At 63.9% G+C, this 13818-nt stretch carries 17 protein-coding genes; 12 read left to right on the top strand and 5 right to left on the bottom strand.

Going from position 1 to position 13818, the window contains the following annotated elements; translation table 11 throughout:
* The first annotated feature begins 26 nt into the window (after window positions 1–26).
* The 11 genes from lepA to nagZ all read left to right on the top strand — a co-directional run bounded on the left by lepA (window position 27) and on the right by nagZ (window position 8795).
* Entirely contained in the window at window positions 27–1820 is a 1794-nt protein-coding gene (gene lepA, locus DB032_RS10285) for a translation elongation factor 4 (protein WP_107799403.1), read from the top strand.
* Window positions 1821–2789: a signal peptidase I gene (lepB, locus tag DB032_RS10280; protein ID WP_199225869.1), complete on the top strand. Its 969-nt coding sequence runs from the start codon at window positions 1821–1823 to the stop codon at window positions 2787–2789. It begins immediately after the preceding gene.
* Between the two features lie 31 nt (window positions 2790–2820).
* Window positions 2821–3183, top strand: a complete 363-nt coding sequence (locus DB032_RS10275) for a DUF4845 domain-containing protein (RefSeq protein WP_107799402.1) — start codon at window positions 2821–2823, stop codon at window positions 3181–3183.
* Entirely contained in the window at window positions 3180–3899 is a 720-nt protein-coding gene (gene rnc, locus DB032_RS10270) for a ribonuclease III (protein WP_370445214.1), read from the top strand. Before DB032_RS10275 ends, rnc begins: the two co-directional genes overlap by 4 nt.
* Window positions 3896–4786 (top strand): GTPase Era, encoded by an 891-nt coding sequence (gene era / locus DB032_RS10265; RefSeq protein ID WP_048410780.1) that lies wholly within the window; start codon window positions 3896–3898, stop codon window positions 4784–4786. The genes rnc and era overlap by 4 nt, the downstream gene beginning before the upstream one ends.
* A 7-nt stretch (window positions 4787–4793) precedes the next feature.
* Entirely contained in the window at window positions 4794–5117 is a 324-nt protein-coding gene (locus tag DB032_RS10260) for an antibiotic biosynthesis monooxygenase (RefSeq protein ID WP_107799400.1), read from the top strand.
* Window positions 5114–5842: a DNA repair protein RecO gene (recO, locus tag DB032_RS10255; RefSeq protein ID WP_107801790.1), complete on the top strand. Its 729-nt coding sequence runs from the start codon at window positions 5114–5116 to the stop codon at window positions 5840–5842. Before DB032_RS10260 ends, recO begins: the two co-directional genes overlap by 4 nt.
* Window positions 5843–5864: 22 nt before the next feature.
* Window positions 5865–6590 carry a pyridoxine 5'-phosphate synthase gene (pdxJ, locus tag DB032_RS10250; RefSeq protein WP_107799399.1) on the top strand — a complete coding sequence of 242 codons (726 nt, stop codon included), beginning with the start codon at window positions 5865–5867 and terminating at the stop codon, window positions 6588–6590.
* Between the two features lie 5 nt (window positions 6591–6595).
* Complete coding sequence (locus DB032_RS10245) at window positions 6596–7159, top strand: metal-dependent hydrolase (RefSeq protein ID WP_199225868.1); 564 nt, start codon at window positions 6596–6598, stop codon at window positions 7157–7159.
* Complete coding sequence (acpS, locus tag DB032_RS10240) at window positions 7156–7545, top strand: holo-ACP synthase (protein ID WP_107799398.1); 390 nt, start codon at window positions 7156–7158, stop codon at window positions 7543–7545. The genes DB032_RS10245 and acpS overlap by 4 nt, the downstream gene beginning before the upstream one ends.
* A 161-nt stretch (window positions 7546–7706) precedes the next feature.
* Window positions 7707–8795 carry a beta-N-acetylhexosaminidase gene (nagZ, locus tag DB032_RS10235; protein WP_107799397.1) on the top strand — a complete coding sequence of 363 codons (1089 nt, stop codon included), beginning with the start codon at window positions 7707–7709 and terminating at the stop codon, window positions 8793–8795.
* Window positions 8796–9066: 271 nt separating this feature from the next.
* On the opposite strand, the gene DB032_RS24405 is transcribed toward nagZ, so the two are convergent.
* From DB032_RS24405 to DB032_RS10215, 5 genes are all read right to left on the bottom strand, one after another.
* Window positions 9067–9222 (bottom strand): hypothetical protein, encoded by a 156-nt coding sequence (locus tag DB032_RS24405; RefSeq protein ID WP_167604380.1) that lies wholly within the window; start codon window positions 9220–9222, stop codon window positions 9067–9069.
* 17 nt (window positions 9223–9239) lie between these two features.
* Complete coding sequence (locus tag DB032_RS10230; protein ID WP_107799396.1) at window positions 9240–9818, bottom strand: LexA family transcriptional regulator; 579 nt, start codon at window positions 9816–9818, stop codon at window positions 9240–9242.
* 137 nt (window positions 9819–9955) lie between these two features.
* Window positions 9956–10510, bottom strand: coding sequence for a thymidine kinase (locus DB032_RS10225; RefSeq protein WP_107799395.1), 555 nt, complete (start codon window positions 10508–10510; stop codon window positions 9956–9958).
* Window positions 10511–10677: 167 nt separating this feature from the next.
* Window positions 10678–11526, bottom strand: a complete 849-nt coding sequence (locus DB032_RS10220; protein ID WP_107799394.1) for a 23S rRNA (adenine(2030)-N(6))-methyltransferase RlmJ — start codon at window positions 11524–11526, stop codon at window positions 10678–10680.
* Between the two features lie 21 nt (window positions 11527–11547).
* On the bottom strand, window positions 11548–12315 hold the full coding sequence (locus DB032_RS10215) for a tRNA pseudouridine(65) synthase TruC (RefSeq protein ID WP_107799393.1): 768 nt from the start codon (window positions 12313–12315) through the stop codon (window positions 11548–11550).
* Window positions 12316–12807: 492 nt separating this feature from the next.
* Between DB032_RS10215 and DB032_RS10210 the strand changes: the two genes are divergently transcribed.
* Complete coding sequence (locus DB032_RS10210) at window positions 12808–13791, top strand: BMP family protein (protein ID WP_107799392.1); 984 nt, start codon at window positions 12808–12810, stop codon at window positions 13789–13791.
* Window positions 13792–13818: the final 27 nt, after the last annotated feature.

Here is a 13818-nt window from a genome sequence, read left to right as displayed (position 1 = left end):
CGTGCCCTTATCTTTTGCTGGATATCATGAAAAACATTCGAAATTTCTCGATCATTGCCCATATCGACCATGGCAAATCGACCCTGGCCGACCGCTTCATTCAATTCTGTGGCGGCCTGGAAATGCGCGAAATGAGCGCCCAGGTGCTGGACTCGATGGACATCGAGAAAGAGCGCGGCATCACCATCAAGGCGCAGACCGCGGCCTTGAGCTACAAGGCGCGCGACGGTCAGGTCTATAACCTGAACCTGATCGACACCCCCGGACACGTGGACTTCTCCTATGAAGTGTCGCGCTCGCTGTCCGCCTGCGAAGGCGCGCTGCTGGTGGTGGACGCCTCGCAAGGCGTGGAAGCGCAGACCGTGGCCAACTGCTACACCGCTATCGAGCTGGGCGTGGAAGTGGTGCCGGTGCTGAACAAGATCGACCTGCCGGCCGCCGAGCCGGAGCGCGTCAGCCAGGAAATCGAAGACATTATCGGCATCGAGGCGGCGGACGCGGTGCGCGCTTCGGCCAAGTCCGGCATCGGCATCGAGGACATTCTGGAAGAAGTGGTCAGCAAGGTTCCGCCGCCAAAGGGCGATGCGGGCGGCCCTCTGAAGGCTTTGATCGTCGACTCCTGGTTCGACAACTACGTCGGTGTGGTGATGCTGGTGCGCGTGATCGACGGTTCGCTGAAGCCCAAGGACAAGATCAAGTTCATGGCCACCGGCGCCGAGCATCTGTGCGAGCAGGTGGGCGTGTTCACGCCCAAATCCGTCCAGCGTCCGAATCTGAACGCGGGCGAGGTGGGCTTCGTCATCGCCGGCATCAAGGAATTGAAATCGGCCAAGGTCGGCGACACCATCACCCTGGTGTCCAAGCCGGCCACCGAGGCGCTGCCGGGCTTCAAGGAAGTGCAGTCCCAGGTATTCGCCGGCCTGTATCCGGTGGAAAGCCACGACTACGAAGCGCTGCGCGACGCGCTGGAAAAACTGCAGCTGAACGACGCTTCGCTGAAGTACGAGCCGGAAGTGTCGCAGGCGCTGGGCTTCGGCTTCCGCTGCGGCTTCCTCGGCCTCCTGCACCTGGAGATCGTGCAGGAGCGCCTGGAGCGCGAGTTCGACATGGACCTGATCACCACCGCGCCCACGGTGAACTACGAAGTGGTGATGAAGGACGGCGTGGTGGAAGTGGTGTCCAACCCGTCGCGGATGCCGGACGCCGGCAAGTACGACGAGTTGCGCGAACCCATCATCACCTCCACCATCCTGGTGCCGCAAGACTATGTCGGCGCGGTGATGACGCTGTGCAACCAGAAGCGCGGCGTACAGCGCAATATGCAGTACATGGGCCGTCAGGTGATGCTCACCTACGATCTGCCGATGAACGAAGTGGTGATGGACTTCTTCGACAAGCTGAAGTCCACCAGCCGCGGCTACGCCTCGCTGGATTACGAATTCAAGGAATTCCAGAGCGCCGATCTGGTCAAGCTGGATGTGCTGGTCAATGGCGAGAAGGTCGACGCGCTGTCGCTGATCGTGCACCGCGCCTCCAGCGTCTACCGCGGCCGCGAACTGGTGTCCAAGATGCGCGAACTGATTCCGCGTCAGATGTTCGATATCGCGGTGCAGGCGGCCATCGGCGGCCACATCATCGCGCGCGAGACGGTCAAGGCCTTGCGCAAGAACGTGTTGGCCAAGTGCTACGGCGGCGACATCACCCGTAAGAAAAAACTGCTGGAGAAGCAGAAGGCGGGCAAGAAGCGCATGAAGCAGGTGGGCAATGTGGAAATTCCGCAGGAAGCATTCCTGGCAATCCTTCAAGTAGGGGACAAATAAGTGGGCGGAAATCTGTTCTGGGTGTTTGTCGTGGCGGTGGCGATCGGCGGCATGCTGATCGCTTTTGGCGGCAAGAAGCAAGAGGGCGCCAAGGATTGGCCGCAGGCGGTGCAGTGGGGCTACCTGGCGGTGCTGATCGGCGGCTTCGGCCTGCTGTCCAACTATATGAGCTTCACCGCGGTGATGCTGGTCTTCGTGCTGATCACCGGCGCGGTATGGCTGGCGGACAAGCTGGTGCTGGCCAAGCGCCGCGCGGCGGAGACCCCGGCCGGCCATTTCGTCGACTATTCTCGCGGCTTCTTCCCGGTGATCCTGGTGGTGTTCCTGCTGCGTTCCTTCATCGCCGAGCCGTTCCAGATTCCCAGCAGCTCGATGCGTCCGGGCCTGGTGGTGGGCGATTTCATCCTGGTAAACAAATTCACCTACGGCCTGCGCGTGCCGGTGCTGAACACCGTGTTCGCGCCGGTGGACAAGGTGGAGCGCGGCGACGTGGTGGTGTTCAACTTCCCGCCCAACCCCAAGGTCAACTACATCAAGCGCGCCATCGGCCTGCCGGGCGACGTGGTCGAGTACCGCGACAAGCGCCTGAGCGTCAACGGCAAGCCGCTGCCGGACGCCGACGACGGCAACTATGAATACCTGGAGCAGGGCTTGATGATGATCAACGCCAAGCGCTACAAGGAAACCATGGGGTCGCGCACGTACTCGGTGCTGAACAACGACGGTTCGCCCACTGTGGCTTTGAGCCAGGTGCAGGACTTCCCGTTCCGCGACAACTGCCGCTATGATGACAATGGTTTTGTCTGCAAGGTGCCGGCCGGCCATTACTTCATGCTGGGCGACAACCGCGACAACAGCCTGGACGGCCGCTACTGGGGCTTCGTCAACGACAAGCTGATGGTGGGCAAGGCCTTCATGATCTGGATGAACTTTGGCGACCTGTCCCGCATCGGCAAAACCATTCACTGATAAACGCAAGATCGCAAGCTCGGAGCGCATTATGCATTTCAGTCGTCAGAAGGGCCTGTCGCTGTTTTCCGTACTGCTGGTGATGATCGTGCTGGGCGCGATCCTCGTGCTGGGCATGAAGGTGATGCCGGTGTACTCGGAGTACGCCGAGGTGCGCCAGGCGATCACCGCCTTGTCCGCTCAAAGCAATGTCGGCGAGCTATCCGTTCGCCGGGATTTCAACCAGCGGGCCGCCGTGGCCGGCATCGCCTCGATCAAGGGTGAAAACCTGGTGGTGGTGACCGGCGGCAATTACGTGTACATCCGCGCCGCTTATCAGCGCGAAGTGCCCTTGTTCTCCAATGTCAGTCTGCTGTTCAAATTCGATACCCAAGCGGGCCAGCCCCCGCAATAAGCCAAGTGATACCAACCGACAATAGATTCCGGCGCCTGAGTCAGGCGCTGGATTACGCATTTCAGAAGCCGGAGTTGCTGCGCCAAGCCTTGACGCATCGCAGTTACGGCGCCGGCAACAACGAGCGTTTCGAATTCGTGGGCGACAGCATCCTCAATTACACCGTCGCCCGCATGCTGTTCGATCAATTTCCCAAGCTGACCGAGGGCGAGCTGTCGCGGCTGCGCGCCAATCTGGTCAACCAGAACACCCTGGCCGAAATCGCCCACGAACTGAAGCTGGGCGATTACCTGTACCTGGGCGAGGGCGAGTTGAAAAGCGGCGGTTTCAACCGTCCGTCCATCCTCGCCGACGCGCTGGAAGCCACTTTCGCCGCGGTCAGCTTCGACTCCGATTTTCTGCGCGCCGAGCAAGTGGTGCGCAGGCTCTACGCCGAACGCGTGTCCTCCATCGACACCAGCCGCCAGGCCAAGGACGCCAAGACCCGTTTGCAAGAAGCGCTGCAGGCGCGCAAGCTGGCCTTGCCCAAATACCGGATACTGTCGCAAAGCGGCGAAGCCCATGAGCAATGGTTCCGCGTGGAATGCGACCTGGGCGAGCTGGCGATAGGCTCCACCGGCGAAGGCGGCAGCCGCCGCGCCGCCGAACAGCAGGCCGCCGAAGCGGCGCTGATCCTGCTGGAACAAAAACTCGCTGCGAGCAAGAAACGTATATGACTGACATCCAATATCACTGCGGCTTTGTCGCCATCGTCGGCCGTCCCAACGTCGGCAAGTCCACGCTGATGAACCATCTGATCGGCCAGAAGATCAGCATCACGTCCAAGAAGGCGCAAACCACGCGTCACCGCGTCACCGGCATCCACACCGAGAACAACGCCCAGTTCGTCTTCGTCGACACCCCGGGTTTCCAGACCTTTCACAAGGGCGCGCTCAACGAAACCCTGAACAAGAGCGTCAAGGACTCGCTGGGCAGCGTCGATTGCGTGCTGTTCGTGCTGGAGGCGATGCGCTTCACCGGCGCGGACCGCGAAGTGATGGCCTTGCTGCCCAAGCGCACCCCGGTGATCCTGGTGGTGAACAAACTGGACAAGGCCAAGGACCGCGACGCGCTGCAGGCCTTCATCGCCGAGGTGCAGGCGGAATTCGCCTTCGCCGGCGTGGAGGTGGTCAGCGCCAAGCACGGCCAGCGCCTGAGCGAGCTGCTGGAGCAAGTGCGTCCGCATCTGCCGGAATCGATGCCGCTGTATCCGGAAGACATGGTCACCGACAAGAGCGAACGCTTCCTGGCCGCCGAGATCGTGCGCGAGAAGCTGTTCCGCTACCTGGGCGAAGAGCTGCCGTACGAAATGAACGTGGAAGTGGAAATGTTCGAAATGGACGGCGAGCTGCGCCGCATCCATATCGGCGTGCTGGTGGACAAGGAAAACCAGAAGCCCATCGTCATCGGCCGCGGCGGGGAGAAGCTGAAGAAAATCTCCACCGAGGCGCGGATGGACATGGAAAAATTGTTCGACGGCAAGGTCTTCCTGCAGGTCTGGGTCAAGGTCAAATCCGGCTGGGCCGACGACGTCCGCTTCCTGCGGGAATTCGGCCTGGACTGAAGCCCTCATGCACTATCATTTGGCGCCGTCCTGTTGGACGGTGATTTTTTCTCTGCAGCAAGGGCAGGACTTGCCCGGCAGCCGCGACTTGCTGGAGCGTATCGCCCGGCTGGCGGCCTGCCAGGCCGGCTTCCTGGGCCTGGAGCGCGGAGAGCCGGGACGGGACACCGTGTCCTACTGGGACAGCGTCGAGGCCATCGCCGCCTGGCGTCAGTGCGCCGAGCGCCTGATCGCCCAGCGCTACGGACCGGAAGCCTGGTATCGGGTATTCGCTTTCAATGTGAGCGCGGCCGCGGTGTGCCCGCGGCCGGCGGCCGGGGGCGCCGGATGAGCCAGCCGGGCAGGGTGGATCGCCAGCCGGCCTATGTGCTGCACGCGCAGCCCTACCGGGAAACCAGTTTGCTGGTGGAGGTGCTCAGCCGCGACCACGGCCGTTTTTCGGTGGTGGCGCGCGGCGCGCGGCGGCCGCGGGCCGATCTGCGCGGCCTGCTGCTGCCTTTCCAGCCCTTGACCCTGTCCTGGTTCGGCAAGGCCGAACTGCGAACCCTGCACAGCGCGGACTGGGACGGCGGCGTGCCGCAGCTGTCCGGCCTGCCGCTGATCTGCGGTTTTTATCTGAACGAACTGATGATGAAGCTGACCGCGCGCGACGACCCCGAGCCGCGCGCCTTCGCCGTTTACGACGCAGCGGTGCGCGGCCTGGCGCGGCAAGGCGGTCTGGCCGCGGTGCTGCGCCGCTACGAATTGCGGCTGATCCAGGTGTTGGGCTACGCGCCCAGCCTGCTGCGCGACGGCGACGGCGCGGACGTGGACGCCGGACTTGATTATTGGTGCCAGGGCAACGCCGCGCCGGAGCGCGACGCCGGCCAGAGCCTGGAGCGCGGGCTGCGGCTCAGCGGCGCCAGCCTGCTGGCGATAGAGGCCGACGATTACGCGGCTGCGGCCACCCGGCTTGAAGCGCGGGCGCTGATGCGAGTATGGTTGACCGCTTTATTGGGCGAGGAGCCGCTGGCTTCGCGCGAACTGTTACAGGCCGTCAATTCGCTGTCGGATTGAGGCCAAGCTATCGGGAGTGAATATGATTCTGTTGGGCGTAAACATCGATCACGTCGCCACCTTGCGCCAGGCGCGCGGCACCCGTTATCCCAGCCCGGTGGAGGCCGCGCTGGTGGCGGAAACCGCCGGCGCCGACCTGATCACCCTGCATCTGCGCGAGGATCGCCGTCACATTCAGGACGCCGACGTGGTGGCGATGCGCCAAGTGGTCAAGACCCGGGTCAACCTGGAAATGGCGATGACCGAGGAAATGCTGGCCAATGCGCTGGCCGTGAAGCCGGAAGACGTGTGCCTGGTGCCGGAAAAGCGCGAGGAAGTCACCACCGAGGGCGGCCTGGACGCCATCGGCCATTTCGCCGATGTCAGCCGCTACACCCGCAGCCTGCTGGACGCCGGCATCCGCGTGTCCATCTTCATCGATCCGGACCGCGCGCAGATCCAGCGCGCCTGGGACGCCGGCGCGCGCGTGGTGGAATTGCACACCGGCGCTTACGCCGACGCCCATGACGCCGCGGCGCGCGACGCCGAGCTGGCGCGCATCCGCGACGCCGCCGCCTTCGCCGCCGAGCTGGGCATGGTGGTCAACGCCGGCCACGGCCTCAACTACCACAATGTGCAGCCGATCGCCGCCATTCCGCAGATCGCGGAACTGAATATCGGCCACGCCATCGTCGCCCAGGCGCTGTTCGTCGGCTTCGCCGAGGCGGTGAAGGAGATGAAGGCGCTGATGGCGGCCGCGCGCGGCTAAGTCCGGTGCCCACCGTCGTCACCCACGCCCTGGCCGGCGCGACGCTGGCCGGCCTGTGCGCGCCGCGTCCGCTGCGCGCGCCCGGTATGGCCGGCTGGCTGCTGCTGTGCGGCGCGGCGGCGATGTTGCCGGATCTGGACGTGATCACTTTCAAGTTGGGCATTCCCTACGCCAGCCCCTGGGGGCATCGCGGCGTCTCTCATTCGCTGACGCTGGCCTTGATCGCCGGCGGCGCGCTGGCCGCGCTCGGGCGCCGCTGGTGGTCGCGGCTGGGTCTGGGGCCGCTACGCGCTTTTGTCGTGCTGAGCCTGGCTGTGGCCTCCCACGCCTTGCTGGACATGTGGACCGACGCCACCCATGGCCCGGCTTTGGCGATGCCCTGGCATCCGGGGCGCTTCTTGTTTGATTGGCGGCCTATCGAAGGCTCGCCGTTGACGCCCGGCCGCTGGCTGGGCCCCAAGGGGCTGCGGGTGCTGAGCTCGGAGTTGCTTTACGTCTGGCTGCCCTGTCTGCTGCTGTGGCTGTCCCGCGCTTTTTGGCTGCGCGGACGCGGGGAGGGCGGACGATGATTTACGGCATCGGCACCGATCTGGTGGACATCGAGCGCATGCGGGGGATGTTCCAGCGCTGGGGCTTCAAGCTGGGGCGGCACATGCTGGCCCCGGCCGAGCGGCGGGCTTTCGCCGACAGCGCCGATCCGGCGCGCTTTCTGGCCAAGCGCTTCGCGGTCAAGGAGGCCCTGGCCAAGGCGCTGGGCACCGGGGTGCGCGCGCTGGTGTTGCTGACGGCGATCTGGGTCGAGCATGATGAATGGGGTAAGCCGCTATTGGCGCTAAGCCCTGAATTGGAAGAATTTTTAAGCCGGCGCGGCGTGGGCGCGCGTCATCTGTCCATCAGCGACGAACGCGGCCACGCGCTGGCTTTTGTGGTGCTGGAGCGCTCCGCGCCCGGCTAAGAACGTGTTTACGATCTCGCGAGCAAGGGCGAGACAAGGCGTTGCGGCTGAAAAAGCGGAGTGTACACACGGTACATGAGCATTTTGAAGACGTGCTCACCGTGTAACGCTCCACAAGGCGTTGCGGATCGTAAACAGGTTCTAAGAGAGAGAGCAAACCGATGCAGCAGACTCAACAGAGCGCGGCCTTGCCGCGCGGGCCGGTAATGGCGGGCGTGGCCGGCCTGCGGCTGACGGACGAAGAGAAACAGCGCTTGGCGCATCCGCTGGTGGGCGGGGTGATCCTGTTTCGCCGCAATTTCCAGGACATCGAACAGCTGAAGGCGCTGACCGCGGAAATCCGCGCCTTGCGCAGCCCGCATTTGCTGATCGCGGTGGATCACGAGGGCGGCCGGGTGCAGCGCTTCCTCGACGGCTTCACCCGTCTGCCGCCGATGCAGGTGCTGGGCAGGATGTGGGAGCAGGACCGCGCGGCGGCCTTGGAGCAGGCGGAGAACGTGGGCTATGTGTTGGCCGCCGAGCTGTCCGCCTGCGGCGTCGACCTGTCCTTCACCCCGGTGCTGGACCTGGATTGGGGGCGCTGCGCGGTGATAGGCAACCGCAGCTTCCACCGCGATCCGGCCATTGTGGCCGAGTTGGCCGAGGCGCTGCAGCGCGGCCTGGCGCGCGGCGGCATGTCCACTTGCGGCAAGCACTTCCCCGGCCATGGCTTTGTCGAGGGCGACAGCCATCATCTGATGCCGGAGGACGGCCGCAGCCTGGCCGAGCTGGAGGCGGACGATCTGGTGCCCTTCGGCCGCTTGGCGGCCGCCGGCATGGGCTCGGTGATGCCGGCGCATGTTCTGTACCCGGCGGTGGACGCGCAGCCGGCCGGTTTCTCGCCGGTGTGGCTGCAGCAGGTGCTGCGCGGCCGGCTGGGTTTTGACGGCGTGATCTTCTCCGACGCCTTGGACATGGAGGGCGCGGCCGGTGCCGGCGACTTCGTGCAGCGCGCCGACGTGGCCTTGGCCGCTGGTTGCGATATGGTGCTGGTCTGCAACGATCCCCGGCAGACCGATCTGATTCTGGCCCATCTGCGGCCGCCGGCGCAGCCGGAACTGGCGCGGCGGCTGGAGCGCATGGCCGGCAAGGCGGCGGATTGGGCGGCGGAGCTGGCCGGCCCGGCCTTCGCCGCGGCGCGCGCCCAGGTGGAGCGTTTGAACATGCCGGCGGACGCGATGCGCGGGCCGGATGTGGGCGAGGCCAATTAAGCGTGACGCTTGCTTAGAGCGGCTAACAAACCCCTGATGCTGCGTTGCGCCGACTTGTCGTACTCAAGTACTGCCTGCGTCGGCGCGCCTTGCCTCAGCCGTGAAACTGACAATGTTAGCCGCTCTTAAAGGGGGAGCGGAAAACGTCTTTTGCCACGGAAACACACGGAAAAACACGGACCAAAGACGGTAGAAGGTTTTGTGGGCCTCCTGGCCGAAGGAGTTGTCTTTTGCCGTGTCTTCCGTGTGTTTCCGTGGCGAATAAAGGTGGCTAAACAAACTGCACCGGCACGTAGAAGTCTCGCCCCGGGCGGCTGACCAGCACTTGTGGCTGGCCCTGGATCACCGCGCGGAAGGCGCGCGGCAGCCGGCGCCAGTCCATGAACTTCATCTTGATGCTGTCGTACTGCGCTTGAGTGTGTTCCATGGTGTTCTCCCGAAGGTTCAGTCCACTTTGTGGATGACGTTGGTGACGACGCCCCAGATATGGAAGGCGGCGTCTTCCGGCACCGGAATCGGCTGAAATTCCGGGTTTTCCGGCAGCAGGCGGATGCCCTTGGCGGTTTTTTCCAGCCGCTTCACCGTCAGTTCGCCATTGAGCGCCGCCACCACAACCTTGCCGTTGCGCGCCTCCGTCGCGCGGTCCACCACCAGCAGGTCGCCGTCGTGGATGCCGGCGCCCAACATGGATTCGCCCTTGACCGTGACGAGGAAGGTACTGCCCGGCCGCGGCGCCAGCCTGGCGTTGAGGTCCACGTCGTCTTCCTTGAGATCGTCCGCCGCCACCGGCGAGCCGGCCGGCACGCTGTTGGCGAACAGCGGCAGCGACAACTCGCTGAGGTGGCGCGCCAGGGTGCGCACGTCGTCGGCCTGGGCGTTGTGGGCGGTGCGCCAGCTGCGGTAATCGCGCAGCCAGTCTTCCAGCACCGGTTTCAACGGTTCCGGCACGCGGAGGGCGACGGTCTTGTCGCCGCCGTAGCTGGATTTGCGGCCGGCGCCGCTGCGTTTGCCCCCATGGCTCATTGGCTAATCCTCTGTAATGCAAGCAGATTTGATTGTGTACATTATCAAAGCCCAGGGCAAGTTTTTTTTGAGCGCGCCGGCGGCGGGCGCAAAAAAGCCCGCTGAGGCGGGCGGGTTTCGGCGGGCGGGCGGCGGCTTCAGAGCCGGTAGAAGCAGCGGGCGCAAACCGCGCGGTAGCGGGCGTTGCCGCCGATTTCCACCTGCGGGCCCTCTTTGACGCGGCGGCCGTCGGCGTCGATGCGAATGTGCATGGTGGCTTTTTTGCCACATTCGCAAATGGTCTTGATCTCTTCGATTTCATCGGCCAGCGCCAGCAGCATGCCGGAGCCGACGAAGGGTTCGCCGCGGAAATCGGTGCGCAGGCCGAAGCAGATCACCGGAATGTTGCGGGTGTGGGCCAGCTCATGCAACTGGTGCACCTGCTCCGGGGTGATGAACTGGGCTTCGTCGATCAGGATGCAGGCGGTCTGGCCGAAATCCTCGGCCAGGAAGTTCAGCTCCGGCGAGAAGGTGCGGGCGTCGCGCTGCAGATTGAGGCGGGAGGTGATCTTGCCGAAGCCGTAGCGGTCGTCCATCGCGCTGGTGAACAGCGCCACGGTCTTGCCCATGGATTCGTAGTTGTTGGCGATTTGCAGCAGCTGGGTGCTCTTGCCGCTGTTCATCGCGGCGTAGCGGAAAAAGAGTTTTGCCATCGATGGGTTCTCGCTGGGGCTTAGGGCCTGTTTACGATCTCGCGAGCTAAGGGGAGACAAGGTGAAAACGGTTGAAGAAGCGGAGTGTACAAGAGGTACATGAGCATTCTGAAGCCGTACTCACCGTGTAACGCTCCACGACGCGCAGTAGATCGTAAATAGGTTCTTTAAAGGTCGCCGCCGGTTTCCAGCACATAGCTGGCGCCGGCATCCTGCGCCAGATGCTGGGCGAGGTAGGGCAGCACTTCGCGCAGCGTCTGCGGCAGCGTCCACGGCGCGTTGAGGATGAACATGCCGCTGCCGTGCATGCCGAAGCCGTCGCTGGACGGCTTTTGCACATGCAATTCGGCGCGCAGCCAGTTCTTGGCGCCCAGCTTCTTCATTTCCTTGGGCAGTTCCTTCATCTCCGCGCGTTGCAGGCAGGGATACCAGACCGCGTAGACGCCGGTGGCGAAGCGTTTCAGGCTTTCCTTCAGCGCGGTGATCACGTGCTGGTAATCGCGCTTGTCCTCGTAGGGCGGGTCGATCAGCACCAGCGCGCGGCGCGGCGGCGGCGGCAGAATCGCCTTGATCGCCTCGAAGCCGTTGGCTTGCTGGATTTGCACGCGGCGGCCGGCGTCGGCGAAGGTGTCGGCCAGCAGTTGGTGGTCGGTGGGGTGTAGTTCGAACAGGCGCAGCTTATCGCTGGCCGGCATCACTTCCGCCGCGCACCAGGGCGAGCCGGGGTAGAGCTTGAGTTCGCCGTCGGCGTTCAGGCTGCGCACTACCTCGACGTAGTTGGCGACGGCTTCCGGCAGGTCCTCGCGCCGCCATAGGCGGGCGATGCCGGATTCGAATTCGGCGTTCTTGGTGGCGTAACCTTCCACCAGCGAGTAGGCGCCGGCGCCGGCATGGGTGTCGATATACCAGTAGGGCTTGGCTTTCTGGCCCAGGTAGTTCAGGAGTTCGATCTGGATCAGATGCTTGAGCACGTCGGCGTGGTTGCCGGCGTGGAAGGCGTGGCGGTAACTGAGCATGGCTGCGGGATATGGCGTTCGTCAGCCGCGAATTGTACCGGATTCGGCGTGGCCGCGCAGCGCGTCCTCCAGCGCGGCGCGCCAGCTCAGTTGTTCCGCAAGCTGCATGAAATCGTCGGCCGGCGGCGCTTGCAGCCAGAGCGGCTTCCCGCTGTCAGGGTGGCTCAGCCGCATTGCGACGCAGGCCAGCAGCAGGCGCCGGCTGCCGAAATGCTCGGCGAACATGCGATTGTGGCGGCCCTTGCCGTGGGTGGCGTCGCCGATGATGGGGTGGGCGATGTGCTTCAGATGACGGCGCAGCTGGTGGCGGCGGCCGGTGTGAGGCGTCAGCTCCAGCAGGCTGTAGCGGCTGCTGGGGTAGCGTTCCACCTCGATCGGCAGCTCGATGCGCGCCAGCGTGCGGTAATCGGTGACGGCGGCCTGCGGCGTGGTGTCCACGGTTTCGCCTATCCATTCCAGATCGTCCGGGCGGCGGCTCAAGGGGTAGTCGATGCGGCCGGCGTCGTCGGCGTGGCCGCGGACCACGGCGATATAGCGCTTGTCCACCTGCTGGCGTTCGAACTGCCAGCTCATTTCGCGGCACATGTCCTTGTCCAGTGCGAACAGCAGCACGCCGGAAGTGCCCTTGTCCAGCCGGTGCACCGGGTAGACCCGCTGGCCGATCTGGTCGCGCAGCAGCTGCACGGCGAAGCGGGTTTCGTTGCGGTCCAGCGCGGTGCGGTGCACCAGCAGGCCGGAGGGCTTGTGGATGGCGATCAGCCGGTCGTCGCGGTAAAGAATGGGCAGCATGGGGCGGCTTGAAGCGGGTGGGGAAGGCCGGCATTGTAGGCGTTGCCGGCCGGCTTTGGAAGGCGCGCGGGCGACGGGCGATGCCCTTGTGCTGTAGTTTTATGTCTTACGCTTCCATTACGCGAAAACAACAGCGTTTTGTCATGCTATTGGCGTTTTTGTGCGCGGACTCGGGCTTTGCCGGCTTTCGTTGCGACATGATATTTCAAAGTAGAGAGGAAGTTGTTTACAGGCCATGGGTGCGTCATTACAATTCGCCGCGCTCAAACAAGAATGACAGGGCGGCGTCTGTGCCGATTGCGATCCCGTTTGCCACGGGATGGCGGCAGGACCGCATCCGCGCAACCAGGCGTGTAGTTGCGACGCTACATGACAAAGGGTTGGCGGGCGCTTTGCTTCGCTGCACGACACGGGAACCACAGGGGGTGATCGACGTGCGGGTTGACCAACAAACTCCATAGAGTCATAGAGATGAAAATCCAGCTGAAACGAATGAGCTTTGCCGTAGCGGCCGCGGTGTTGTCCACTTCCGCCTTCGCCAAAGAATTCTCGCCCGCCGTGGTCTACGACATGGCCGGCAAGTTTGACAAGAGCTTCAACGAGTCCGCGTACAACGGCGCCGAGCGTTTCAAGAAGGAATTCAAGATCAACTACCGCGACGGCCAGATCGCGTCCGAAGCCCAGAAAGAACAGCTGCTGCGCAATATGGCGCGCCGCGACGCCGACATCGTGGTGGCCATCGGCTTCTCCTTCACCCAGGCGGTGGAAACCGTGGCCAAGGAGTTCCCCAAGGTCAAGTTCACTCTGATCGACGCCGTGGCAAAAGGTTCCAACGTTCAGAGCATTGTGTTCAAGGAACAAGAAGGCGCCTTCCTGACCGGCGTGGCCGCGGCGATGGCCTCCAAGAGCGGCAAGGTGGGCTTTGTCGGCGGCATGGACGTGCCGCTGATCCGCGCCTTCGGCTGTGGCTATGTGCAGGGCGTCAAGTTCACCAACAAGAACGCCAGCGTGATCCAGAACATGACCGGCACCACCCCGCAGGCCTTCAACGACCCGGCGCGCGGCACTGAGCTGGCCAAGAGCCAGTTCGACCGCGGCGTGGACGTGGTGTTCGCCGCCGCCGGCGGCACCGGCCTGGGCGTGCTGCAAGCCGCCAAGGCCGCCGGCAAGTACTCCATCGGCGTGGACAGCAACCAGAACCATCTGTACCCGGGTTCGGTGCTGACCTCCATGGTCAAGCGCGTGGACGTGGCGGTGTTCAACACCTTCAAGGACGCCAAGAACGGTTCCTGGAAGCCGGAAGTCAAGGTGCTGGGCCTGAAGGAGGCCGGCGTGGATTGGGCGCTGGACGCCAACAACCGCAAAGTGATCACTCCTGCGATGGAGAAGAAGATCAACGCGGCCAAGGCGGACATCATCGGCGGCAAGATCAAGGTGGTGGATTACCGCGCCAACAACAGTTGCCCGATGCAATAAGCTGAGCTGAGTTTTCCCTGATCCGTT

The sequence above is a fragment of the Chromobacterium sp. Panama genome (assembly GCF_003052555.1).
GTDB lineage: Bacteria > Pseudomonadota > Gammaproteobacteria > Burkholderiales > Chromobacteriaceae > Chromobacterium.
Note: the sequence above shows the minus strand (reverse complement) of the source record. Positions and strands in the feature narration are given on the sequence as shown.